Genomic DNA, 23,362 nt, shown 5'->3' with positions numbered 1-23,362 from the left:
AGAATAGTTTTTCGAAGAAGTTTTCGATTAGCATTAGATTCGTGCCTAAAGCTGTAGCTGAAGATCCAGCCGTTGAAGTCCATTCCGCCGTCGAGTCGCTGGCAGCCCGGGATGCCGCCCCGTCCCGCCCCGTCCTGAAGCGTCCGGACATGACGCGCCTCGTCGTCAAGGGCGCCCGCGAGCACAACCTGCGCAACGTGGACCTGGACCTGCCACGCGATGCCATGATCGTGTTCACCGGCCTGTCCGGCTCCGGCAAATCCTCCCTCGCGTTCGACACCATCTTCGCCGAGGGCCAGCGCCGCTACGTCGAATCGCTCTCCGCCTATGCCCGGCAGTTCCTGGGCCAGGTGGACAAGCCCGACGTCGACTTCATCGAGGGCCTCTCGCCGGCGGTGTCCATCGACCAGAAGTCCACGAGCAAGAACCCGCGCTCGACCGTGGGCACCATCACCGAGATTTACGACTACATGCGCCTGCTCTGGGCCCGCGTGGGCCGGCCGCATTGTCCCGTCTGCGGGGAGCCTGTGACCAAGCAGACTCCGCAGCAGATCGTGGACCAGTTGCTCGAGCTCCCGGACGGCACGCGCTTCCAGGTGCTGGCCCCCGTGGTCCGCGGCCGCAAGGGCGAATTCGTCGACCTCTTCAAGGAACTCACGGCCAAGGGCTACTCGCGGGCCCGTGTGGACGGCGAGCTCGTCCACCTGAGCGATCCGCCAAAGCTGGGCAAGCAGTTCAAGCACACCATCGAAGTGGTGGTGGACCGCCTCGTGGTCAAGGAAGGCATCAGCCAGCGCCTGACCGACTCCGTCGAAACCGCCCTCGGACTGGCGGAGGGCCGCATTTTGGCCGATTTCGTCGACCTCGAAGCGGACGACCCCGAGCGGATCCGGGCGTTCTCCGAACACCTCGCCTGCCCCAACGAGCACCCCCTGGCGATCGACGAGATCGAGCCCCGCTCCTTCTCGTTCAACAACCCTTTCGGCGCCTGCAGCGCGTGCAGCGGCATCGGCACCAAGCTGGAAGTCGACGAGGAACTCCTTATCCCCAACCCGGAGCTCTCGCTCTCCGAGGGGGCCATCGCGCCGTGGTCTCTGGGCACCGCCACCACGGAGTACTGGAACCGGCTGCTGGCCGGCCTCGCAGACGAACTCGGCTTCTCCATGACGACGGCGTGGGAGAAGCTCGACGCCGACGCCCGGCAGACGGTCCTGCACGGCAAGGACCACAAAGTGGTGGTGCAATACCGCAACCGCTTCGGCCGGGAACGCAAGTACAGCACCGGTTTTGAAGGCGTCGTGCAGTACGTCCACCGCAAGCATGGCGAGACCGATTCGGACTCTGCGCGCGACCGCTATGAGGAGTATATGCGCCAGGTCCCCTGCCCGGCCTGCAACGGCGCACGGCTGAACCCTGCGTCACTCTCGGTGCTGATCAACGGCAAGTCAATCGCCGAGGTCGCCGCGCTGCCCATGCGTGAATGCGCAGGCTTCCTCGAGAACCTCGTCCTCACCGGCCGCGAAGCCCAGATCGCCCACCAGGTCCTCAAGGAAATCCAGGCCCGGCTGACCTTCCTCCTCGACGTCGGACTCGAATACCTGAACCTGGAACGGCCCTCCGGCACCCTGTCCGGCGGCGAAGCCCAGCGCATCCGGCTGGCCACCCAGATCGGCTCCGGCCTCGTGGGCGTGCTCTACGTCCTCGACGAGCCCTCGATCGGCCTGCACCAGCGGGACAACCGCCGCCTGATCGAAACCCTCACCCGGCTCCGGGATCTCGGCAACACCCTGATCGTGGTGGAGCATGACGAGGACACCATCCACGAGGCCGACTGGGTGGTGGACATCGGACCGGGCGCCGGCGAGCACGGCGGCATGGTGGTCCATTCCGGCTCCTACAAAGCGCTGCTGGAAAATACGGCTTCGCTCACCGGCGACTACCTCTCGGGCCGGAAGAAAATCGAGATCCCCAAAAAGCGGCGCAAATACGACAAGAAGCGCGAGCTCAAGGTGGTCGGGGCCAAGGAGAACAACCTCCTCAACATCGATGCCAGCTTCCCGCTGGGCCTCTTCACCGCCGTCACCGGCGTCAGTGGCTCAGGCAAGTCCACCTTGGTCAACGAGATCCTCTACAAAGTGCTCGCCAACAAGCTCAACGGCGCCAAGCAGGTAGCCGGCCGGCACAAGTCCGTCCAGGGACTCGAGCACCTGGACAAGGTGGTGCACGTCGACCAGAGCCCCATCGGACGCACCCCGCGCTCGAACCCGGCCACCTACACCGGCGTGTTCGACCACATCCGGAAGCTCTTCGCCGAGACCACCGAGGCCAAGGTCCGCGGCTACCTGCCGGGCCGGTTCTCCTTCAACGTCAAGGGCGGCCGCTGCGAGGCCTGCTCCGGCGACGGCACACTGAAGATCGAGATGAACTTCCTGCCGGACGTCTACGTCCCCTGCGAGGTCTGCCACGGCGCCCGGTACAACCGCGAAACCCTGGAGGTGCACTACAAGGGCAAGACCATCGCGGACGTGCTGAACATGCCCATCGAGGAAGGGGCCGAGTTCTTCGCGGCCTTCTCACCGATCGCGCGGCACCTCAACACGCTCGTCGACGTCGGCCTTGGCTATGTCCGGCTGGGCCAGCCCGCCACTACGCTCTCCGGCGGCGAGGCGCAGCGCGTGAAGCTCGCGGCCGAGCTCCAGAAACGCTCAAACGGCCGCAGCGTCTACGTCCTGGACGAGCCAACCACGGGCCTGCACTTCGAGGACATCCGCAAGCTCCTCATGGTGCTGCAGGGCCTCGTGGAGAAGGGCAACACGGTGATCACGATCGAGCACAACCTCGATGTCATCAAGAGCGCGGACTGGATCGTGGACCTTGGCCCCGACGGCGGTTCGGGCGGCGGCCGGGTGATCGCCTCCGGAACGCCGGAGCAGGTGGCCAAGTCGAGCGAAAGCCACACGGCCGCGTTCCTGGCCGAGCTTCTCGCCTGACCGCCCGCCGCCGGGGACCGTGCGGGCGCTAAGGAGCATGCTTCGCCGCACGCGTCCCCGCCCGCACGGGAATGCATTCCTGATGTATTCGGTTGATGTATTCCTGAAGGAGCATGCGAATTTCTGGCATCCGCACACTCGTGAGAAACTAAGCCGGTGACGCATACAACAGTGCCCGTGATCTTCGACCTTGACGGCACTCTTGTCGATCCCGCCGGGGGGATTACGGACGGAATCGCCGCGGCCCTCACCGAGCTTGGCCTGCCGGTTCCGGGCAAGTCCCGGATGGACGCCATGATCGGGCCCAAGCTGAGCCATTCCCTCACGGAAATCGCCGGCGTTCCGGCCCCACTGCTGGAAGACGCGATCCGCATCTATCGCGCGCACTACGTTTCCACCGGGATCGCGAAGAGCCGGCTGTACCCGGGGATCCGCGGCCTGCTCGAGGACTTTGTGGCCGCGGGCCGCCCCCTTGCGGTTGCCACCCAGAAGCCGGAAGGCCTTGCCCGCACCGTCCTGGCGCACCACGGGATCGCCGGGCTGTTCCGCAGCATCCGGGGCTCCGCCGCCGACGAGGCCGGCCCGGGAGCCGACCCCGTCCCCGGACGCTCTGCCCCCGGAGGCTCTGCCCCCGAAGGCTCTGCCCCCGGAGGCTCTGCCCCCGAAGGCTCTGCCCCCGAAGGCTCTGCCCCCGGAGGCTCTGCCCCCGGAGGCGCTGTCCCCGAGGGGAAGGCCGGAATCGTCGCTGCCGCCCTCTCGGACCTGGCTGTGGCGGACCCTTCGACGGCTGGCCGTGCCGTGATGGTGGGGGACCGGGCGCAGGACGTGGCCGGGGCCGCTGCGAACGGACTGGACTGCATCGGCGTAGGCTGGGGTTTTGCGCCCGAAGGCGAACTGCACACGGCTGGTGCCATCGAGATCGTGCACAACACCACGGCGCTTCACGCGACGATCAACAGACTCTCCGAACGCCCGGGGACCACAGCCCTGAACGAGGTGCACACCGATGGCAATGTTTGACGCAATCCGCTGGACCACGCGGGGGCTCATATCCTCCACGTGCCGTCCCACGGTCATCGGCCTGGAAAACGTGCCGCAGGACGGACCGTTCATCGTGGCACCGAACCATCTCTCCTTCCTGGACAGCGTGATCGTCCAGGCCCTCATGCCGCGGCCCGTGGCGTTCTTCGCGAAGGCCGAGTACTTCACCACCGGCGGCGTCAAGGGCAAGGCCATGAAGTCCTTCTTCGAGGCCGTGGGCTCCATTCCGGTGGAACGAGGCGAGCAGGCCGCGAGCGTCCAGGCACTGAAGACGCTGCTGGACATCCTTGACTCCGGCAAGGGCGTGGGCATCTATCCCGAAGGTACGCGCTCCCGCGACGGCATCCTGTACCGCGGCCGCACCGGCGTCGGCTGGCTGGCCCTCACCACGGGCGCGCCGGTGATCCCGGTGGGCCTGCTCGGCACCGAACACCTGCAGCCCGCGGACAGCAAGTCCGTCAAACCGCAGCACTTCACCATGAAGGTGGGCGAGCCGCTGTATTTCGAGAAAACCGGACCGGACCACTCCCTGCCGGCCCGCCGTCAGGTCACGGACCGCATCATGGACGCCATCGCGGACCTGAGCGGCCAGGAACGCTCCACGACCTACAACCAGAGCAAGTCGGCCGAATAGCGCACGCCATGCTGTTCTCCGCAGGGCAGGTGCCACGGCACCCCCGGCGGCTCAGTAGACTTGATGTGTGGCAGATCCAGCAAGTTACCGACCCCAGACGGGTGAAATTCCGACCAATCCGGGCGTGTACCGCTTCCGCGATTCGCACGGCAGGGTCATCTACGTCGGCAAGGCCAAGAACCTCCGTTCCCGGCTGAATACTTACTTCGCCAACCCCGCCGGGCTCCTGCCCAAAACCTACGCCATGGTGCACACGGCCAGCAGCGTCGAATGGACCGTGGTGGGCAGCGAACTCGAGTCGCTGCAGCTGGAATACACCTGGATCAAGGAATTCACGCCCCGCTTCAACGTGATGTTCCGAGACGACAAAACCTACCCGTACCTGGCCGTCACGATGGGGGAGAAGCTACCGCGCGTCCAGGTGCTGCGCGGGGACCGGCGCAAGGGGACCCGGTATTTCGGCCCCTATACCGCCGGCGCGATCCGGGACACCATGGACACCCTGCTGCGCGTGTTCCCGGTGCGCAGCTGCAGCCCCGGGGTGCTGAAGCGCGCCCAGGCCAGCGGCCGGCCCTGCCTGCTCGGCTACATCGACAAATGTTCCGCACCCTGCGTCGGAAGGATCTCCGCCGAGGACCACCGCGCCCTCGCCGAGGACTTCTGCACCTTCATGGGCGGCGAAGCCAAACCGTTCGTCAACCGGCTGGAACGGGAGATGGCCGCGGCAGTTGCCGAGCTCGACTACGAACGCGCGGCCCGGCTCCGGGACGACATCGTGGCGCTGAAGAAAGTCTTCGAACGTAACGCCGTGGTCCTCGCCGAGGGCACGGACGCCGACGTCTTCGCCCTGCACGAGGACGAGCTCGAGGCCGCCGTCCAGGTCTTCCACGTCCGCGGCGGCCGGATCCGCGGCCAGCGCGGCTGGGTCGTGGAAAAAGTCGAGGACTCCACCACCCCGGAACTGGTCGAACATCTGCTCCAGCAGGTCTACGGCGAGGAAGCCGGGCTGCAGGGCAGGCTGCCCCGGGAAGTCCTTGTGCCCACCGAACCCAGCAACGCCACGGAGCTCGCGCAGTGGCTCAGCGGCCTGCGCGGGGCCCGGGTGGACGTCCGCGTGCCCCAGCGCGGAGACAAGGCAGCCCTCATGTCCACGGTCCGCGAGAACGCCGAGCACGCCCTCAAGCTCCACAAGTCCCGGCGCGCCGGCGACCTCACCATGCGCTCCCAGGCCCTGCAGGAAATCCAGGAAGCCCTTGAGCTTCCCGTGGCGCTGCTGCGGATCGAGTGCTTCGACATCTCGCACGTCCAGGGCACCAACGTGGTCGGCTCCATGGTGGTGGTGGAGGACGGCCTGCCGAAGAAGTCCGAGTACCGGAAGTTCGCGGTAACCGGAGCCGCCGCCACCGACGACACCGCGGCCATGCACGACGTGCTGACCCGCCGGTTCCGGCACTACCTCGAAGAGAAATCGGAGAAAAGCGAGCAGGCAGCGGCAGCGGCCAAACCGGCACACCAGGCCGCGCTGGACGCGGCAACCGCCGCGGCGGTCTCTGACTCCACCACCCCGGCGCCGCGAAGCAAGTTCGCTTACCCGCCCAACCTCGTCGTCGTCGACGGCGGCAAACCGCAGGTCAATGCCGCTGCCCGGGCGCTGGCGGAGCTGGGCATCGAGGACGTGTATGTGGTCGGCCTGGCCAAACGGCTCGAGGAAGTGTGGCTGCCGGAGAGCGATTTCCCAGTGATCCTGCCGCGCGCCTCCGCCGGCCTGTATCTGCTGCAGCGGATCCGCGACGAGGCCCACCGCTTCGCCATCACCTTCCACCGGCAAAAGCGCGGCAAGGCCATGACAGCCTCCGCGCTGGACAGTGTGCCCGGGCTGGGTGAGTCGAAACGCAAGGCCCTCCTGGCCGAGTTCGGCTCCGTGAAGAGCATCAAGGCTGCAACGCAGGAAGAACTCACTGGTGCCAAGGGGATCGGTCCGTCCTTGGCCGCCGCAATCGTCCGGCACTTCAACACCGACGGCGGCGAGGAGGCCGCCACGGTTCCTGCCGTCAACATGACCACCGGCGAAATCCTCGACGCTTAGCTAGCGCCGCCAAACTTAGCTAGGGTAAGGACTTGGGTATCGGCATGGCCGCGGCATCACCGCGGCCCGCGCGCAAACCTGATCGGAACAGCAAATCGCACAGGCAGAGATGGGGCTTCACTGATGGCAGAGTCGACGGCAGGATCCGAGAGGGATGCGGACGGCATGACGCCGGTTAAACCCATCGAGGCGGAACTGCTCGTAGTGACCGGAATGTCGGGAGCCGGCCGGAGCACCGCCTCGGACGCCCTTGAGGACCATGGCTGGTACGTCGTGGAAAACCTGCCGCCGCAGATGCTCGGCACGCTCGCCGAACTCGTGTCGCGGACACCGCACTCGATGTCCAAGCTCGCCGTCGTGATGGACGTCCGGAGCAAGGAACTGTTCGTGGACATGCGCGCGGCCCTCCGCGCCCTGGAAGCCACCGGCGTGAGCTTCCGCGTGCTGTTCCTCGACGCCAGCGACGACGTCCTGGTGCGCCGCTTCGAGCAGGGCCGCAGGCCCCACCCGCTTCAGGGCGGCGGCCGGATCCTCGACGGCATAGCGGCCGAACGCGAACTTGTCCGTGAATTGAAGGAAACCGCCGACATCGTCCTGGACACCTCCTCCCTCAACGTCCACGGTCTCGCCACCGCGATCACGGAACTTTTCAGCGAGACCGGGCCGGTGGCGCTTCGCCTGAATGTCATGAGCTTTGGCTTCAAGTACGGGTTGCCGGTGGACGCCAACTTCGTGGCCGACGCCCGCTTCATCCCCAACCCGCACTGGGTGCCGCAGTTGCGCCCGCACACTGGGCTGGATAAGGACGTCAGCGACTACGTGCTGGAGGCCCAGGGCGTCGGCGACTTCGTGGAACGCTACGTACTGGCCCTCGAACCGGTCCTGGACGGCTACCGGCGGGAGAACAAGCACTACGCCACCATCGCCGTGGGCTGCACCGGCGGCAAGCACCGCTCCGTGGCGGTCGCCGTCGAGCTCTCACGGAGGCTGGCGCAATATCCGCGCGTCACCGTGACCACGACGCACCGGGACCTGGGCCGCGAGTAATGGCGCTGCTGACCGGCCCGCTGCCCCTTGTGCCGCCCGCCAGCGCGGCATTTGCCAGCCAGCAGGACAAAGGCCCCTCCGTCGTCGCGCTCGGCGGCGGCCACGGCCTCTCCGCCTCACTGTCTGCCCTGCGCCTGCTGACCTCCGAGCTCACCGCGATCGTCACGGTCGCGGACGACGGCGGTTCCTCCGGCCGGCTCCGTGAAGAGTACGGCGTCCTGCCGCCGGGCGATCTCCGCATGGCCTTGTCCGCGCTGTGCGACGACACCGACTGGGGCCGCACGTGGCGCGACGTCATGCAGCACCGCTTCGCCCCCGGCCAGGGCCGCGGCGGGTCCCTCGATGAGCACGCCATGGGCAACCTCCTGATTGTCACGCTCTGGGAGCTCCTGGGCGACACCGTTGCGGGCCTCAAATGGGCCGGCGCCCTGCTCGGCGCGCGCGGCGAAGTCCTGCCGATGTCCAGCGTCCCGCTGACCATCGAGGGTCAGATCCGGGTCACCGCCCCGGACGGCACCACGGCACTGCAGACCATCACCGGCCAGGCCAAGTGCGCCGTGGCAGGGTCCCTGGAGCACGTCCGGCTCCTGCCCGAGAACGCACCGGCATGCACGGAAGCACTGACGGCGATCGAGCTGGCCGACTGGGTGATCCTCGGGCCGGGCTCCTGGTACACGTCCGTGCTGCCGCACCTTCTGCTGCCCGAAATGCGTGAGGCCCTCTGCAACACGGCCGCCCGCCGCTGCCTGACGATGAACCTCGCCACGGACACCAAAGAGACCGCCGGCATGACCGCCGCCGACCACCTCCGCGTGCTGCGCGAGTACGCGCCGGACTTCACAATCGACGTCATCCTGGCCGACCCGGCGTCGGTCCAGGACCTGCCCGACTTCGAGGCGGCGGCAGGAATGCTCGGTGCCGAGGTGGTCTTGGGTAAAGTGGGGGCGTCTGGTCGCCGTCCGGTCCACGATCCGTTGCGGCTGGCGACGGCGTACCACGATATTTTCGGGAACAGTTAGGAAAGGTGCCATGGCACTGACAGCATCAGTCAAGGAAGAACTTTCCCGTCTGGACATAAAGAAGTCCTCGGTCCGCAAGGCCGAGGTATCGGCCATGCTCCGCTTCGCCGGCGGGCTGCACATCATCTCGGGCCGGATTGTGATCGAGGCCGAAGTCGACCTCGCCTCGACCGCCCGGCGGCTGCGCGCCGCAATCGCCGAGGTGTACGGCCACCAGAGCGAGATCATCGTCGTCTCGGGCGGCGGCCTGCGCCGCGGCAGCCGCTACGTGGTGCGCGTGGTGCGCGACGGTGAGGCCCTGGCCCGCCAGACCGGACTGCTGGACGCCCGCGGTCGCCCCGTGCGCGGCCTTCCGTCAGTTGTGGTGAACGGCTCCGCCTCGGACGCCGAGGCTGTCTGGCGCGGCGCCTTCCTGGCGCACGGCTCGCTCACCGAGCCCGGCCGCTCCTCGGCCATGGAAGTCACCTGCCCCGGCCCCGAATCGGCCCTGGCCCTCGTCGGCGCCGCCCGCCGCCTCGGCATCCAGGCCAAGGCCCGCGAGGTCAGGGGAGTGGACCGTGTGGTGATCCGCGACGGCGACACGATCGCCGCGCTGCTGACCCGGATGGGCGCCCACGACGCGCTCATGGTCTGGGAGGAGCGCCGCATGCGCAAGGAAGTCCGCGCCACGGCCAACCGGCTCGCCAACTTCGATGACGCCAACTTGCGCCGTTCCGCGCAGGCCGCCGTGGCCGCCGGTGCCCGGGTGGACCGTGCCCTGGAAATCCTGGGCGACGACGTCCCGGACCACCTCAAGTACGCCGGCGAGCTCCGGGTCGCGCACAAGCAGGCCAGCCTGGACGAACTGGGCCGCCTGGCCGACCCCATCATGACCAAGGACGCCATCGCCGGCCGGATCCGCCGGCTCCTGGCCATGGCGGACAAGCGGGCCCAGGACCTCGGCATCCCGGGCACGGAAGCCAATGTGACACCGGAAATGCTCGACGACTAGCCCGCCCCTAGAATCAACACAGGTAAATGCCGGGAATGGAAATACCCGGGAGCCGCGGCGGGTTGTTGCCGTTGGATCCCACCGCAATCTTCCGGATGCCCCGCATCCGGATGCACAATCCGAGAGTTACCGAACCGGACAACCCGTCCACGACATTGGAGGATTTTGTGACCGAGTACGTACTGCCCCAGCTCGACTACGACTACGCAGCGCTGGAACCGCACATCTCCGCGAAGATCATGGAGCTGCACCACAGCAAGCACCACGCCGCCTATGTAACCGGCGCCAACAACGCCCTCGCCCAGCTGGCCGAGGCGCGCGAAAAGGGCGACTTCGCCAACATCAACCGCCTCTCCAAGGACCTCGCGTTCCACACCGGCGGCCACATCAACCACTCCGTCTTCTGGAAGAACCTCTCCCCGGACGGTGGCGACAAGCCCGAGGGCGAGCTCGCTGCGGCCATCGACGACGCCTTCGGCTCGTTCGACGCATTCCGTGCCCAGTTCAGCGCCGCGGCGCTGGGCCTGCAGGGCTCCGGCTGGGGCTTCCTGGCCTACGAGCCCATCGGCGGCAACCTCGTCATCGAGCAGCTCTACGATCAGCAGGGCAACGTCGCACTCGGCACCACCCCGCTGCTGATGCTGGACATGTGGGAGCACGCCTTCTACCTGGACTACGTCAACGTCAAGGCCGACTACGTCAAGGCCTTCTGGAACATCGTGAACTGGGCCGACGTCGCCAAGCGCTTCGACGCCGCCCGCAAGAACGCGACGGGTCTCATTACCCCCTAAGGGGTGACGGGATCGACTTCCGTCTGTAACAAACCTCACATTACGGGCCGTTCGGCCCGAAATGTGGACGGACTGCCCCTGCACTTGCGGGGGCAGTCCCGGTTAAACGTAAGATGGATCACGGAAGGCGGTTAGCCTTCAGCAATGTGGCTGGTCGCCCTCCGATCTGGTAATTATCTCTGCCCAATGGCGTGCGGGATCTGTTAGATGGCTTGAACGCCTTCTCAACTAGTCGTGCTCGCAAGAGCACCAAGGAGACTGAAAACGTGACGACCCGTATTGGTATCAACGGCTTTGGCCGTATCGGCCGCAACTACTTCCGCGCCGCCCTCGCACAGGGCGCTGACCTCGAGATCGTTGCGGTCAACGACCTCACCAGCCCGGAAGCCCTCGCTCACCTCTTCAAGTACGACTCCGTGGGCGGCCGCCTGGCCGAAACCATTGAGGTCAAGGACGGCAACATCGTCGTCGACGGCAACATCATCAAGGTCCTCGCCGAACGCGATCCCGCGAAGCTGCCCTGGGGCGAGCTCGGCGTCGACATCGTCATCGAGTCCACCGGCTTCTTCACCAAGGCCGCCGATGCGCAGAAGCACATCGACGCAGGCGCCAAGAAGGTTCTGATTTCCGCCCCCGCCTCGGATGAGGACATCACGATCGTGATGGGCGTCAACGACGGCCTGTACGACAGCGCCACGCACCACATCATCTCCAACGCTTCCTGCACCACCAACTGCCTCGGCCCGCTGGCCAAGGTCATCAACGACGCCTTCGGCATCGAGCGTGGCCTGATGACCACCATCCACGCGTACACGGCCGACCAGAACCTGCAGGACGGCCCGCACAAGGACCTCCGCCGCGCCCGCGCCGCCGCCATCAACATGGTGCCCACCTCCACGGGTGCCGCCAAGGCAATCGGCCTGGTCCTGCCGGAGCTCAAGGGCAAGCTCGACGGCTACGCCATCCGCGTGCCCGTCCCCACCGGCTCCGCCACTGACCTGACCGTCACGGTCTCCCGCGAAACCACCGTCGCTGAAGTCAACGCCGCCCTCAAGGCAGCATCCGAGACCGACGAGCTCAGGGGCCTGCTGACCTACACCGACGAGCCGATCGTCTCCTCGGACATCGTCGGCGACCCGGCGTCGTCCATCTTCGATTCGGGACTGACCAAGGTGATCGGCGACCAGGTCAAGGTTGTGTCCTGGTATGACAATGAATGGGGCTACTCCAACCGCCTCGTGGACCTCACGGAGCTTGTCGCGTCCAAGCTGGGCTAGGGTAAGACTCATGACATTCCACACCCTCAACGAACTGATCGCTGATGGTGTCCGCGGGCGGTACGTTCTGGTCAGAAGTGACCTGAACGTGCCGCTCGACGGCTCTACAGTGACTGACGACGGCCGCATCAAGGCCTCCCTGCCAGTGCTGGCGAAGCTCACGGACGCCGGTGCCCGCGTGCTGGTCACAGCACACCTGGGCCGCCCCAAGGGCGCCCCCGACGAGAAGTACTCACTCAAGCCCGCGGCCACGCGGCTGGCCGAGCTTGCCGGGTTCAAGGTCTCACTTGCCGGCGACACTGTCGGCGAGTCGGCCAAGGAGCTTTCCGCCGCGCTGCAGGACGGCGAAGCGCTGGTCCTGGAGAACGTGCGCTTCGACGCGCGCGAGACCTCCAAGGCCGACGCCGAACGCGGCGCCTTCGCGGACGAGCTCGTCGCCCTCACCGGTGACGACGGCGCCTTCGTCGATGACGCCTTCGGGGCCGTGCACCGCAGGCACGCCAGCGTGTACGACGTCGCCACGAGGCTGCCGTCCTACCAGGGCGACCTCGTCCGCACGGAGGTCGAGGTGCTGCGAAAGCTCACCACCGACACCCAGCGGCCCTACGTCGTTGTCCTCGGCGGTTCCAAGGTCTCCGACAAGCTCGCTGTCATCGACAACCTCCTCGGCAAGGCGGACACGATCCTGGTGGGCGGCGGCATGCTGTTCACCTTCCTCGCCGCCGCGGGCCACAAGGTCGCGGGCAGCCTGCTCGAAGAGGACCAGATCCCGGTCGTCCAGGACTACCTGAAGCGGGCCGCGGACGCCGGTACCGAGTTCGTCGTGCCCACTGATGTTGTGGTGGCCGCCAAGTTCGCCGCCGACGCCGAGCACGAGACCGTCGCTGCCGAGGCCATCGAGTCAAGCAGCTTCGGAGCCCAAGGCATCGGGCTGGACATCGGGCCGGTATCGGCAGCGGCGTTCGCGGAACGGATCAAGGGCGCCAAGACGGTGTTCTGGAACGGGCCCATGGGCGTGTTCGAATTCGCGGCCTTCGCCGGCGGTACCCGGGCCATCGCCCAGGCGCTGACCGAGACGGACGCGTTCACGGTGGTTGGCGGCGGCGACTCCGCGGCAGCGGTCCGGACACTCGGCTTCGCCGATGACCAGTTCGGCCACATCTCCACCGGCGGCGGCGCCAGCCTGGAGTACCTTGAAGGCAAGGAACTCCCGGGCCTGAGCGTCCTCGACCGTTAGAAGCACTGACCGGTAGAAGCAACAGCGGCTACCAGGCCATCGAGCCGGCAGGGTGCCTTCCGCAAGGAACCGGGCGCCCTGCCGGCTGCTCTCATACATCAAGCACTCTTGGAGATCACGTGACCACGTCAACCAACGGTAAATTCGACCGCAAGCCCTTCATCGCCGGCAACTGGAAGATGAACATGGACCACGTCCAGGGCATCACCCTCCTGCAGAAGCTCGCGTGGACCCTGTCCGACGCCAAGCACGACTACAGCCGGGTGGAGGTCGCCGTCTTCCCGCCGTTCACGGATCTCCGCGGCGTCCAGACCCTGGTCCAGGGCGACGAGCTCGCCGTCGCCTATGGCGGCCAGGACCTCTCCCAGTTCGACTCCGGCGCCTACACCGGCGATATTTCCGGACAGTTCCTGGCCAAGCTCGGCTGCAGTTACGCCCTGGTCGGCCACAGCGAACGCCGCACCATCCACAATGAGTCCGACACCGTGCTCAACGCCAAGACCAAAGCCGCCTTCCGGCACGGCGTCACCCCCGTCCTGTGCGTCGGGGAAGGCCTTGAGGTCCGGCAGGCCGGCACCCACGTGGACCACACGCTCGCCCAGCTCCGCGCCGGCGTCGAAGGCCTCACCCCGGAGCAGGCTGCCGAGCTCGTTGTTGCCTACGAGCCCGTCTGGGCCATCGGCACCGGTGAGGTTGCCGGTCCGGAGGACGCGCAGGAAATGTGCGCAGCCATCCGTGCCGAACTGTCCACCCTCTTCGGAGCCGACGTCGCCGCCAAGACCCGCCTGCTCTACGGCGGCTCGGTCAAGGCCAACAACGCGGCCTCGATCCTGAAGGAACGTGACGTGGACGGCTTGCTGGTCGGCGGTGCCAGCTTGGACGCTGCCGAGTTTGCTAATATTGTCAGGTTCGAGAGTCACCTGCTGACGGATTAGTCCGGACACAGCCTGACCCCCGCAATCCAATCCTTCTGAAAGGCCGTCGTGGACGTTCTTCATGTCATTCTGCAGGTCCTCCTGGGCATCACGAGCCTCCTGCTGACGTTGCTCATCCTGCTCCATAAGGGACGCGGAGGCGGCCTGTCCGACATGTTCGGCGGCGGCATGAGTTCGGGCCTGAGCTCCTCCGGTGTCGCCGAGCGGAACCTCAACCGGTTCACGGTCATCCTGGGCATCACCTGGGGGGTCGTGATCATCGCCTTGGGCCTGCTCATGCGGTTCAGCACGGGCGCCGATTCCTAGGACGCCCGTCCGAAAACTCCATAAGGGGTCCTTAAGGCCCTCCCGGCATCGGGAACTCCCAACCTAAACTGGCGTCTTGCACACGTCCGCCAGCCAAGTAGCCAGGAGTTCCCGATGCTGCATTCTGCTTCCGGATTCAAGGGAATCCGTGTGGGCGCCACCGAAGGGGCATCTCCCCGCCATGAGCCACTGAACGGGGCCGGCGTACGCCAGCCCCGTATTCGTGTTTCCTTCCGGTGCGCCAAGGGCCATGAAACCGCGCTCGTGTTCGCCCAGCTGCCGGAGGAGCAGATCCCCGGCGTCTGGGACTGCCGGCGCTGTGGCGGGACCGCAACCCGCGACGAGACAAAGTTTGCCCTGGAGGAAGCGCCGACGGAGGGCTTCAAGACGCACCTGGAATACGTTAAAGAGCGGCGCTCCAGCCAGGACGCCGAAGACGTGCTGGCCGGAGCGCTGGAACGGCTACGCGCCCGACGGGCCCTTCCGGACGAGCTGCTCCGGGACCCGTGACGCGGCGTTTTCGTCAATCAGCCACAGGGTTTCCCGCCGGCCGCGCGGCCCAGCCGCGGGAACCTGCACGGGATTGGCGCCGGCCAGCGCCAGCCCCACGGCGCCGGCCTTGTCGTCGCCGGCCACCACCATCCACACCTCTGATGCCGTATTGATCGCCGGCAACGTCAGCGACACCCGCGCCGGCGGCGGCTTGGGGGAGTTGTGGACCCCTACGACGGTCAGTTCCTTCTCCCGGATACCGGCCTGCTCAGGGAAGAGGGACGCGACGTGCGCGTCCGGCCCGACTCCGAGCAGGACGATGTCCAGGCGGGGAAGCCGCGCCGGATGTTCCGGCCTGTCATCGGACATGTCCGCGGCGTGCTCGGCGGCCGCCGCCTCGGCGAGGCGGCGCGCATAGTCCGCCGCGGCTTCATCCGGGCTGTCGAAGTCATCGGTGGAACCGGGCACATGGACGCGCGCCGGATCAACACTGATATGGGACAGGAGCGCGGCCTGGGCCTGACGGGCGTTGCGCTCGGCGTCGTCGGCCGACACGAAGCGCTCGTCACCCCACCAGAAGTTCACCTTCGACCAGTCGACGGCCGGCGCCGCCGGTGACTCGGCCACAGCCTTGAGGGAGCCGATGCCCATTGTGCCCCCGGTAAGCACCACCGTGGCCTCGCCGTGCCGGTCCTGGATATCCACGAGCTTGGTGATGAGGCGGGCTGCGATCGCAGCCATCAGGACGGTCGAGTCAGGATGGATGCTTACTCTCGGGTCAGCGCTCACTGGGACGGACACTCCTTAGATTGGTACGTGGCAGTCCCATAGTAATCACTTCGCCGAAAACTTCGTCCGGATCCAGGCGGCGGAGTTCTTCGGCCAGGCAGTCCTTGAGGCTGCGTCGCGGCAGTGAGATCCGCTGCGCGGGCTGGCCGGGCTGCGTCAGTTCCGCGATGGTGAGTCCGGGCCGGAAGAGCTGGACGTCGCCGCCGGGCCGGGTCAGCCGGACGCGGCGGATCCCGGTTCCGGCCGGGTCCGCCACGATCGTCACGGGGACATCCAGGGCGAGGGTGAGCCAGGCCGCGAGCAGCACGGTGCTGGGGGAGTCCGAGGCGCCCTCGACGGCGACGGCCGTCACCGGCGAGTCGTCCACCTGGTCCAGGACCGCGGCCAGCTGGATGCGCCAGTTGGTCAGGCGGGTCCAGGCGAGGTCGGTGTCGCCGGCCTTGTAGGTGCGGCGGATGTTTTCCAGCGCCGCGACCGGGTCGGTCTCATTGGCCGAGTCGGTGATCCGGCGGTGCGCGATGCCCCCGATCGAGGTCTGGCACGCATTCCTGGGAGCGCCGTGCGGCCACCAGGCCACGATCGGTGCGTCCGGGAGCAACAGGGCCGCGACGAGGGATTCGCTTTCCTCGGCGAGTTCGCCGTAGCCGCGCAGCAGGATGACCTCCGAGGCCCCGGCGTCGCCGCCGACGCGGATCTGGGCGTCCAGCCGGGTCGGGGCCGAGGCCCCGGCGTCAGCCAGGACGATAATCCGGCACGGGTGTTCCCGGCTGGCCTCGTTGGCGGCCTCGATGGCCTCCTCCTCGAGCCCGGAGCGGGTGACCACCACAAGGGTCAGCACCCGGCCCAGGGCGATCACGCCGCCCTGCTCGCGCAGGGCCATGATCTTCTTGGAGATCTTGGAGGTGGTGGTGTCGGGAAGATCTACGATCATGGCCTTCTCCAGGTTCGTCCGTCGCGGGCAAGGAGCTCGTCGGCCGAGGCGGGGCCCCAGCTGCCGGGAGCATAGGGCTGGGGCTGTTCATCGAGGCCGGCCCAGTACTCCTCGAACGGGTCCAGGATCTTCCAGGAGAGCTCGACTTCCTGGTGCCGGGGAAACAGCGGCGGCTCGCCGAGGAGCACGTCCAGGATGAGGCGTTCGTAGGCTTCGGGGCTGGACTCGGTGAAGGAGTGGCCGTAGCCGAAGTCCATGGTGACGTCGCGGACCTCCATCTGGGTGCCCGGGACCTTGGACCCGAACCGGATCGTGGCGCCTTCGTCGGGCTGAACCCGGATCACCACGGCGTTCTGGCCGAAGTCGTCCTCGCCGTGGTCGGTGAACAGCAGGTTCGGCGCGCGTTTGAACACGACGGCGATCTCCGTCACCCGGCGGCCCAGCCGTTTGCCGGCGCGCAGGTAGAACGGCGCTCCGGACCAGCGACGGGTGTTGATGTCCACCCGGATCGCGGCGAACGTCTCGGTCTTGGAATCGGCCGGGATGCCCTCTTCCTCCAGGTAGCCCAGGACCTCCTCGCCGCCCTGCCAGCCGCCCGTGAACTGCCCGCGGGCGGAGTGGGTGGAGAGGTCCTCCGGGAGCCGGACGGCGGAGAGGACCTTTTCCTTCTCGGCCCGCAGGTCATCGGCGTTGAAGGAGATCGGCTCCTCCATGGCCGTCAGGGCCAGGAGCTGGAGCAGGTGGTTCTGGATGACGTCGCGGGCCGCGCCCACGCCGTCGTAATAGCCTGCCCGGCCGCCGGTGCCGATGTCCTCGGCCATGGTGATCTGGACGTGGTCAACATAGTTGGCGTTCCAGAGCGGTTCAAAGAGCTGGTTCGCGAAGCGCAGCGCCAGGATGTTCTGCACCGTCTCCTTGCCCAGGTAGTGATCGATCCGGAAGACCGCGTCCGGCGGGAACACCGACTCGACGATGTCGTTGAGCTGGCGGGCCGACTCGAGGTCGTGCCCGAACGGTTTTTCGATCACGACGCGGCGCCAGTTGTCACCCGCAGCCTGGGCCAGGCCGTGCTTGGAGAGCTGGCGGCAGACCTGCTCGAAGGCCTTTGGCGGGATTGAGAGGTAGAACGCGTGGTTGCCCCGCGTCCCGCGCTGCTCGTCGAGCTCATCGATCGTTTCGCTGAGCCGCTTGAACGCCTCGTCGTCGTCGAACTCGCCCTGCACGAAGCGGATGCCCTCGGAGAGCTGCTTCCAGACCGTTTCATCGAACGGGGTGCGGGCGTAGGCCTTGACGGACTCCTTGACCTCCGCGGCGAAGTCCTCGTTCTCCCACTGCCGGCGGGCAAAGCCCACCAGGGCAAAGCTCGGCGGCAGGAGCCCGCGGTTGGCGAGGTCGTACACGGCCGGCATGAGCTTCTTGCGGGCGAGGTCCCCGGTTACCCCGAACAGGACCAGCGACGCCGGCCCGGCAATACGGTTCAGACGGCGGTCACGGGGGTCCCGGAGCGGATTGCGCCGCCGGCCGGCCGTGTTCCTGCCGCCATTGTAGGTTTCTGGCATGGTTGCGTGGGTGCCTTAGCTTTCAGTGGAGGATGCGGCCTGGCCGGCAAGGGAGGTGACGAGCTCCTGGAGCTGCTTCACACCCGCAGGGCGGTCGGTCAGGTGCAGTCGGAGGACCGGGCGGCCGTGCTCGGACAGAACCTGGGCGTCGCCTGCGGCCTGCGCCGAGATCAGCTCGCCGAACGTAAAAGGCCGGTCCGGGATGGCGAGGTCCGTGGCTGAAGCGGCGGTGACCTGCAGGAAGACGCCGATCGCGGGGCCGCCCTTATGGAACTGGCCGGTGGAGTGCAGGAACCGCGGGCCCCAGCCGAACGTGACCGGGCGCCCGCTGACTGCTGCCAGCTCGTCCCGGACACCCTCGAGGTTCGCGTAGGCGAGCCGGTCGAAATAGGCCTGGACGCTGAGGTAGCTGTCCGGGCCGAGTTCGCCGAGGAGGGCGCTGACGGCTTCTGCCGCGGTGGCGGCGCCGCCGAGCCATTCCCCGCCGCGCACCTCGATGGCGCCGTCGGTAAAGTTCGCCGGCGTCGGCTCGGGCTGTGCGTCCAGCAGGCCGCGGGCCGCGATCTTGGCTGCCTCGACGTCGGGCTGGTCGAACGGGTTGATGCCCAGCAGCCGGCCGGCCACGGCGGTGGCGAACTCCCACACCATCATCTGGGTGGCCAGGCCACCGGCAATGGCGACCTCGTTCTCGCCAAGCTGCACGTCGGCATCCGCCGCGACGAGCCGGACGACGAGGACATCGGGAGCGCCAAGGATGGCTTCCGGGGAGGCCGGACCGGCCACGACCGGGAGCACGCCGGTGCCGAGCTTGCCGGTGGATTCGGCGATGAGCTGTTCGGCCCAGTCGGCGAAGCCCACGATCCCGGATCCGTCCTCCGCGATGACGATCTTGTTGCGCAGCGGGTTGGTGCCGCCCAGGGCGGTACCGAGGGCGAGGCCGATGTTGTCCTCCGAGTCCTCATTGAGGATCTCGGCTGCTTCTTCCGCTTCGACCAGGAAGCCCTGGATGTCCACGCCGGCCAGCCCGCAGGGGACCAGCCCGAAGGCGGTCAGGGCTGAGAAACGGCCGCCGACGTTGGGGTCGGCGTTGAAGACGGCGCGGTAGCCGGCTTCCCTGGAGGCCTTGTCCAGCGGCGAACCCGGGTCGGTGACGATGATGATGCGGCTCTTCGCGTCGATCCCGGCATCGGTGAACGCCTGCTCGAAGATCCGGCGCTGGGAATCGGTTTCCACGGTGGATCCGGACTTGGACGAAACGACGATGGCCGTTTCGGTCAGCCGGTCCGCCAACGCGGCACTGACCTGTTCGGGGTCAGTGCTGTCAAGCACAGTCAGCTCGACGCCAGCGGTGCCCGCGATGACTTCAGGCGCCAGTGAGGAGCCGCCCATGCCGCAGAGGACGATCCGCGTAACGCCCTCGGCCTTCAGCGCATCGCGGAGTTCCAGGATGTCGCTGACCACCGGCTGGGAGACGGTAGCCGCCTCGACCCAGCCCAGCCGGACAGCGGATTCCTGCTCTGCGTCCGGGCCCCACAGGGTGTGGTCCTTCGCGAAGATACGGGTGGCAATGCGGTCCTCCAGCAGTGCCGGGAGGTGCTGCTCATGTGCCTGGCGGGCTGCGCCGGTGGCGTCGTAGCTGAGTGTGCTCATGGTGGGTTAGGAAGCCTTCCGTGCAGAGGCCAGGGCGCCTTCGACGTCACCCAGCAGTTCCTTCCAGCTGGCCACGAACTTGTCCAGGCCTTCGGATTCGAGCAGTGCGACAACTTCGTTGTAGGAGATCCCGAGCGCATCGAGGGAGTTCAGTGTGGCGTTGGCGTCGTCGTAGCCGCGGGAGACGGTGTCGCCCGTGACGGTGCCGTGGTCGAACGTCGCGTCGAGGGTCTTCTCCGGCATGGTGTTCACCACGCCGGGGGCGACGAGTTCGGTGACGTAGAGGGTGTCCGGGTAGGCCGGGTCCTTCACGCCGGTGGAGGCCCAGAGCGGGCGCTGCGGCAGGGCGCCGGCCTCGGCCAGGAGGGCCCAGCGTTCGGTGGAGAAGAGCTCTTCGTAGACCTGGTAGGCCAGGCGGGCGTTGGCCAGGCCGGCCTTGCCCTTCAGCGCCTTGGCTTCGTCGGTGCCGATGGCGTTGAGGCGCTTGTCGATTTCGGCATCGACGCGGGAGACGAAGAAGGACGCGACCGAGTGGATCTTGGACAGGTCGTGTCCGTTGTCCTTGGCCTGCTCGAGGCCGGACTGGAAGGCGTTGATCACGGCGCGGTAGCGTTCCAGGGAGAAGATCAGGGTCACGTTGACGCTGATGCCCTCGGCCAGGGTGGCCGTGATGGCCTCGAGGCCTTCGAGGGTTGCCGGGATCTTGATCAGGACGTTGTCCTTGTTGACCTTCTTGTACAGGTGCTTCGCTTCGGCGATGGTGCCGGCGGTGTCCCAGGCCAGACGGGGGTCAACCTCGATGGAGACACGGCCGTCGACTCCCTTGGTGGCTGCGGCGACGGGGGCGAACAGGTCGCAGGCGTCAGCCACGTCGGTGGTGGTGATTTCGAAGACGGTCTCTTCAACGGTGGCGCCGGCGGCGGCCTGGGCGGCGATGACGGCGTCGTAGTCGTGGCCGGTGGTGATGGCGGCGTGGAAGATGGACGGGTTGGTGGTGACGCCAACGACGTTCTTCTCTTCGATGAGCTTGCGCAGGGTGCCGGTCTGCAGGCGGCCGCGGGAGAGGTCATCGAGCCAGATCGAAACGCCGGCGTCGGAGAGCTGCTGTGTGGGGGTAGTCATGTCATAACTCCTGGAAATCATGGGTTCCGGGGGACAGGGCCCCCGGAACCGCGGTGTTGGATCAGTTTGTGAGGCCGGCCAGGGATTCCTTGGCGGCGGCGGCGACTGCTTCAGCCGTAATGCCGAATTCCTGGAAGAGGCGCTTGTAATCGGCGGACGCGCCGAAGTGCTCCAGGGAGACGGAACGGCCGGCGTCGCCGACGAATTCCTTCCAGCCCAGGGCCAGTCCGGCCTCGACCGAGACGCGTGCCTTCACGGCCGGGGGCAGCACGGCGTCGCGGTAGGCGGCGTCCTGCTTGTTGAACCACTCCACGCAGGGCATCGACACCACCCGGGTGGGGATGCCCTCGGCCTGCAGGGCTTCGCGGGCGTTGACGGCCAGCTGGACCTCGGAGCCGGTGCCGATCAGGATGACCTGGGCTTCGACGGTGTCGCCGTCCTTGGATGCCTCGGCCAGGACGTAGCCGCCCTTTTCGACGCCGGCGGTGGAGCCGAAGGTGTCGCCGTCGGCCTGGCCCGTGCCGCGGGCCCAGGTGGGGATGTTCTGCCGGGTCAGGACGATCCCGGCGGGGTTTTCGTGGTTTTCCAGCATGGCCTTCCACGCCGCGGCGACCTCGTTCGCATCTCCCGGGCGGACGACGTCCAGGCCCGGGATGGCCCGCAGGGATGCGAGCTGCTCGACGGGCTGGTGCGTGGGGCCGTCCTCGCCCAGGCCGATCGAGTCGTGCGTCCAGACATACAGCGACGGCACGCCCATGAGGGCGCCGAGCCGGATCGCGGGGCGCTGGTAGTCGGAGAAGATCAGGAACGTGCCGGAGAACGCCCGGGTCCGCCCGTGCAGGGAAATGCCGTTCACGATCGACGCGGCCGCGTGCTCGCGGATGCCGAAGTGCAGGACCCGGCCGTAGGGGTTGCCCTTCCACGCCGCGGTGGACCGGGACGTGGGGATGAACGACGGCGAGCCTTCGATCGTGGTGTTGTTCGACTCCGCGAGGTCCGCGGAGCCGCCCCAGAGTTCGGGCATGACCGGGCCGATCGCGTTCAGGACCTTCCCGGATGCGGCCCGGGTAGAGACGTCCTTGCCCGCTTCGAAGACCGGCAGGGCGGCCTCGAACTCGCCCGGGAGCTTCTTGGCTTCGACGCGTTCCAGCAGGGCCGCGGCCTCGGGGTTAGCCGCCTGCCACGCCTCGAACGAGGCCTGCCAGTCGGTGCGGGCAGCGGCGCCGCGGTCCTGAACGGCCCGGGCGTGTGCCAGGACGTCCTCGTCGACCTGGAAGGCGCGTTCCGGGTCGAAGCCCAGGACCTTCTTCAGGGCCGCGACTTCCTCCGCGCCCAGGGCCGAGCCGTGGATCTTGCCGGTGTTCTGCTTCTTCGGCGCCGGGTACCCGATGATGGTCCGCAGCGAGATGATGGAGGGCTTGCCGGTTTCGGTCTTCGCGGCGAGCAGCGCGGCGTGCAGCTCGGCCACGTCCTCTTTGTATTCGCCGGTCCGGGTCCAGTCGACGCGCTGGGTGTGCCAGCCGTAGGCCTCGTAGCGGGCCAGGACGTCTTCGGTGAACGCCACATCGGTGTCGTCCTCGATCGAGATGTGGTTCTCGTCGTAAATCACCACGAGGTTTCCCAGTTCCTGGTGTCCGGCGAGTGACGATGCCTCGGAGGTCACGCCTTCCTGCAGGTCGCCGTCGGAGGCGATCACCCAGATGGTGTGGTCGAACGGGCTCGTGCCGGCGGGAGCGTCGGCATCGAAAAGACCGCGCATCCGGCGCTGGGAATACGCGAAGCCGACCGCGGACGCCAGGCCCTGGCCCAGCGGGCCGGTGGTGATCTCCACACCCTTGGTGTGCTTGTATTCCGGGTGGCCCGGGGTCAACGAGCCCCAGGTCCGCAGCGCCTCCAGGTCCTTCAGTTCCAGCCCGTAGCCGGAGAGGAACAGCTGGATGTAAAGGGTCAGGGACGTGTGACCCGGGGACAGGACGAACCGGTCACGGCCCAGCCAGTCCGGGTTCGCCGGGTCATGGCGCATCAGCTTCTGGAACAACAAGTACGCGGCCGGAGCCAGACTCATTGCCGTCCCCGGGTGGCCGTTCCCGACCTTCTCCACCGCATCCGCGGCCAGCACCCGGACCGTGTCCACGGCGCGCTGGTCCAAGGTAGTCCATGACAGTTCTTGCTCTTCCAAATGTGGCACGAAAACCGGGCCCCTCTCTGTGCTGACGGCCGGAGGTACGCTCTCTTTCCCGCCCGGGCACAGTTCGGTGCCCGCTGCGGTTCGTACCAGCCGTTCACCATCGAAACGTTGATCTATCATTCAGACGCAGATGCAGAGCCGCCTGTTCCGGCAATTGCCTGTAGGCGTGCCCGTGTGCGCTGACCTAATGACAGCCTAGTCCCATTCCACTTGGTGGTCAGCGTATATCTCACCAATTGGACGGGATTTCGCTTATATGAATCACCGTCCGCGGTTG

At 67.2% G+C, this 23,362-nt stretch carries 19 protein-coding genes; 13 read left to right on the top strand and 6 right to left on the bottom strand.

Features of this window, described 5'->3' with window-relative positions:
* Positions 1 to 41: 41 nt before the first annotated feature.
* From uvrA to BLQ10_RS10610, 13 genes are all read left to right on the top strand, one after another.
* Positions 42 to 2,990, top strand: coding sequence for an excinuclease ABC subunit UvrA (gene uvrA / locus BLQ10_RS10670; RefSeq protein ID WP_091561654.1), 2,949 nt, complete (start codon positions 42 to 44; stop codon positions 2,988 to 2,990).
* 156 nt (positions 2,991 to 3,146) lie between these two features.
* Entirely contained in the window at positions 3,147 to 4,010 is an 864-nt protein-coding gene (locus tag BLQ10_RS10665; RefSeq protein ID WP_254785509.1) for an HAD hydrolase-like protein, read from the top strand.
* Positions 3,997 to 4,665, top strand: a complete 669-nt coding sequence (locus tag BLQ10_RS10660) for a lysophospholipid acyltransferase family protein (RefSeq protein WP_091561650.1) — start codon at positions 3,997 to 3,999, stop codon at positions 4,663 to 4,665. The genes BLQ10_RS10665 and BLQ10_RS10660 overlap by 14 nt, the downstream gene beginning before the upstream one ends.
* A gap of 67 nt (positions 4,666 to 4,732) precedes the next feature.
* Positions 4,733 to 6,751 (top strand): excinuclease ABC subunit UvrC, encoded by a 2,019-nt coding sequence (gene uvrC / locus BLQ10_RS10655; protein ID WP_091561648.1) that lies wholly within the window; start codon positions 4,733 to 4,735, stop codon positions 6,749 to 6,751.
* Between the two features lie 123 nt (positions 6,752 to 6,874).
* Entirely contained in the window at positions 6,875 to 7,798 is a 924-nt protein-coding gene (gene rapZ / locus BLQ10_RS10650; protein WP_091561646.1) for an RNase adapter RapZ, read from the top strand.
* Positions 7,798 to 8,817, top strand: coding sequence for a gluconeogenesis factor YvcK family protein (yvcK, locus tag BLQ10_RS10645; RefSeq protein WP_091561643.1), 1,020 nt, complete (start codon positions 7,798 to 7,800; stop codon positions 8,815 to 8,817). Before rapZ ends, yvcK begins: the two co-directional genes overlap by 1 nt.
* 10 nt (positions 8,818 to 8,827) lie before the next feature.
* Positions 8,828 to 9,808 (top strand): DNA-binding protein WhiA, encoded by a 981-nt coding sequence (gene whiA / locus BLQ10_RS10640; protein WP_091561642.1) that lies wholly within the window; start codon positions 8,828 to 8,830, stop codon positions 9,806 to 9,808.
* A 167-nt stretch (positions 9,809 to 9,975) separates the two neighbouring features.
* Entirely contained in the window at positions 9,976 to 10,599 is a 624-nt protein-coding gene (locus BLQ10_RS10635) for a superoxide dismutase (RefSeq protein ID WP_091562023.1), read from the top strand.
* 266 nt (positions 10,600 to 10,865) lie between these two features.
* On the top strand, positions 10,866 to 11,876 hold the full coding sequence (gene gap, locus BLQ10_RS10630; protein WP_091561639.1) for a type I glyceraldehyde-3-phosphate dehydrogenase: 1,011 nt from the start codon (positions 10,866 to 10,868) through the stop codon (positions 11,874 to 11,876).
* A 10-nt stretch (positions 11,877 to 11,886) separates the two neighbouring features.
* Positions 11,887 to 13,113, top strand: coding sequence for a phosphoglycerate kinase (pgk, locus tag BLQ10_RS10625; protein ID WP_091561637.1), 1,227 nt, complete (start codon positions 11,887 to 11,889; stop codon positions 13,111 to 13,113).
* A 119-nt stretch (positions 13,114 to 13,232) separates the two neighbouring features.
* Complete coding sequence (tpiA, locus tag BLQ10_RS10620; RefSeq protein WP_091561635.1) at positions 13,233 to 14,048, top strand: triose-phosphate isomerase; 816 nt, start codon at positions 13,233 to 13,235, stop codon at positions 14,046 to 14,048.
* A gap of 48 nt (positions 14,049 to 14,096) precedes the next feature.
* Positions 14,097 to 14,354 carry a preprotein translocase subunit SecG gene (secG, locus tag BLQ10_RS10615; RefSeq protein WP_018772994.1) on the top strand — a complete coding sequence of 86 codons (258 nt, stop codon included), beginning with the start codon at positions 14,097 to 14,099 and terminating at the stop codon, positions 14,352 to 14,354.
* Positions 14,355 to 14,468: 114 nt separating this feature from the next.
* On the top strand, positions 14,469 to 14,864 hold the full coding sequence (locus BLQ10_RS10610) for an RNA polymerase-binding protein RbpA (RefSeq protein WP_091561633.1): 396 nt from the start codon (positions 14,469 to 14,471) through the stop codon (positions 14,862 to 14,864).
* On the opposite strand, the gene pgl is transcribed toward BLQ10_RS10610, so the two are convergent.
* From pgl to tkt, 6 genes are all read right to left on the bottom strand, one after another.
* On the bottom strand, positions 14,817 to 15,635 hold the full coding sequence (gene pgl, locus BLQ10_RS10605; protein ID WP_091561630.1) for a 6-phosphogluconolactonase: 819 nt from the start codon (positions 15,633 to 15,635) through the stop codon (positions 14,817 to 14,819). The genes BLQ10_RS10610 and pgl overlap by 48 nt on opposite strands.
* Entirely contained in the window at positions 15,625 to 16,566 is a 942-nt protein-coding gene (locus BLQ10_RS10600) for a glucose-6-phosphate dehydrogenase assembly protein OpcA (protein WP_091561629.1), read from the bottom strand. Before BLQ10_RS10600 ends, pgl begins: the two co-directional genes overlap by 11 nt.
* On the bottom strand, positions 16,563 to 18,125 hold the full coding sequence (gene zwf / locus BLQ10_RS10595; RefSeq protein WP_091561627.1) for a glucose-6-phosphate dehydrogenase: 1,563 nt from the start codon (positions 18,123 to 18,125) through the stop codon (positions 16,563 to 16,565). Before zwf ends, BLQ10_RS10600 begins: the two co-directional genes overlap by 4 nt.
* Before the next feature lie 15 nt (positions 18,126 to 18,140).
* Positions 18,141 to 19,775: a glucose-6-phosphate isomerase gene (locus BLQ10_RS10590; RefSeq protein WP_091561625.1), complete on the bottom strand. Its 1,635-nt coding sequence runs from the start codon at positions 19,773 to 19,775 to the stop codon at positions 18,141 to 18,143.
* Between the two features lie 6 nt (positions 19,776 to 19,781).
* Entirely contained in the window at positions 19,782 to 20,897 is a 1,116-nt protein-coding gene (gene tal, locus BLQ10_RS10585) for a transaldolase (protein WP_091561624.1), read from the bottom strand.
* Positions 20,898 to 20,958: 61 nt separating this feature from the next.
* Positions 20,959 to 23,076 carry a transketolase gene (tkt, locus tag BLQ10_RS10580; RefSeq protein ID WP_091561621.1) on the bottom strand — a complete coding sequence of 706 codons (2,118 nt, stop codon included), beginning with the start codon at positions 23,074 to 23,076 and terminating at the stop codon, positions 20,959 to 20,961.
* Positions 23,077 to 23,362: the final 286 nt, after the last annotated feature.

The organism is Arthrobacter sp. ok362 (assembly GCF_900102785.1).
Classification (GTDB): Bacteria; Actinomycetota; Actinomycetes; order Actinomycetales; family Micrococcaceae; genus Arthrobacter.
The sequence above is the reverse complement of the archived record's forward strand: the minus strand, read 5'-3'. Positions and strand labels throughout refer to the sequence as shown.